The organism is Hydrogenivirga sp. 128-5-R1-1 (assembly GCF_000171895.1).
On the sequence record NZ_ABHJ01000287.1, the window covers coordinates 1 to 1644 of the forward strand.

Sequence of the window (1644 nt, forward strand, 5' to 3'; positions counted from 1 at the left end):
ATAGACACAACCCATAATCCAGAATTCACAATGGTTGAGTTTTACGCTGCCTACCTTGATTATAATGATTTAATGGAAATAACAGAAGAACTTTTAAGAAAAATTCTTTTAGATACAGTTGGAACTTTAAAAATAACGTGGGAAGGTCAGGAGCTTGATTTTGAAAAACCATTTAGAAGACTTGCATTTTTTGATGCCTTAAAAGAAAAAACTGGGAAAGATAAAGAATTTTTCCTTGATGAAGAAAAAGCAAGGGATTTTGCAAAAGAGGTCGGAATACAAAAAGCCGATGAATTGACCCATTCAAAAATACTGGACAAGCTTTTTGAACATTTTATTGAAGAAGATTTAATTCAGCCAACATTTGTCATAGATTTTCCAAAAATACTTTCACCTCTTGCAAAAACCCATAGAAACGACCCAGATTTAGTAGAAAGATTTGAGCTTATTGTTAATAAAAAGGAAATAGCAAATGCATATACCGAGCTTAATGACCCAGAAGACCAGAAAGAAAGATTTCTACAGCAATTAAAGGAAAAAGCTCAAGGTGATGACGAAGCAATGGAAATAGATGAAAACTTCCTTATGGCTCTTGAATACGGCCTACCTCCTACAGCTGGAGAGGGTATAGGTATAGACAGGCTTGTTATGATGCTTGTAGATACACCTTCAATTAGAGAAGTTATTCTGTTCCCAACATTAAGACCTGAAAAATAATTGTAGACGAAAAGCTTTTAAAATTTATATTTAAATTTAAGTAATATTAAAATGGAGGAGTATGTGAAAAATAAATTTATAGGAACACTTCTTGGGGCTGCTGTTGGAGATTCTATGGGGATGTGTGTTGAGGAATTACCTGTCGATGAAGTTATACTTCATTACGGAGATAAAATAGATGACTTGTGTGAGCCTCACCCTGCGTCTCGTGCTTCATTTCTAAGGAAAGGTGAAACTTCGTCAGAATTTGAAATTGTTGAAATGGTGGCCAGTTCTCTTGCTGAAAAAGGAAGACTTGACATAAAAGATATAATAGAAAAATATTTAGAATGGGAAGAAAAAGAGGAAATACATAACTATGTTGACCCTCATTTTTTAATTGCTATAAAATCCTTAAAAGAAGGTAAAGAAGTATCAAGGGGTGGGTTTTCAATAGAAGGAGCCCTTCCAGCAATTCCTATTGGGATGTATCACTACACTAATCCAATACTTGCTGTAGAGGGGACAAAAACTGTTGTAATGCTCACACATAGGCATGAAATAGTTATTGATGTTGCTTCCTTAATTGCTGTAGCTATAGGAGAGATTCTGCAAGGAAAATTTTATCTTGAAGATGAGTATGAATACTTTTTAAAGCTTTTAAAAACTTTTGCAACTCAAAAAGATACTTTAAACTATCTGGATAAAATTGAAAAACTTTTAAAAGAGGATGCAGATTATGAAAAGGCTATCAATGAACTTGGGAACGGCTCATTTGCTTTAGAATCTTTTTCACAGGCACTTTTCGTATTTCTAAAAACACCATCAAATACTGAAAATGTTATTATACATGCAGTAAACTCTTATGGAAACTACGGAGGAGATACAGATTCTATAGGCCTTCTTGCAGGAGCTTTTGCAGGAGCGTATAATGGAGAGGAAAGTATC

Annotated in this window: 2 protein-coding genes; both read left to right on the forward strand. The window is 34.1% G+C overall.

Features of this window, described 5'->3' with window-relative positions; genetic code table 11:
• On the forward strand, positions 1 to 717 hold a 717-nt coding region (locus HG1285_RS02370), incomplete at its 5' end, for an amino acid--tRNA ligase-related protein (RefSeq protein ID WP_008289148.1).
• A gap of 63 nt (positions 718 to 780) precedes the next feature.
• Positions 781 to 1644: ADP-ribosylglycohydrolase family protein (locus tag HG1285_RS02365; protein ID WP_032497097.1), on the forward strand; the 864-nt coding region annotated here is incomplete at its 3' end.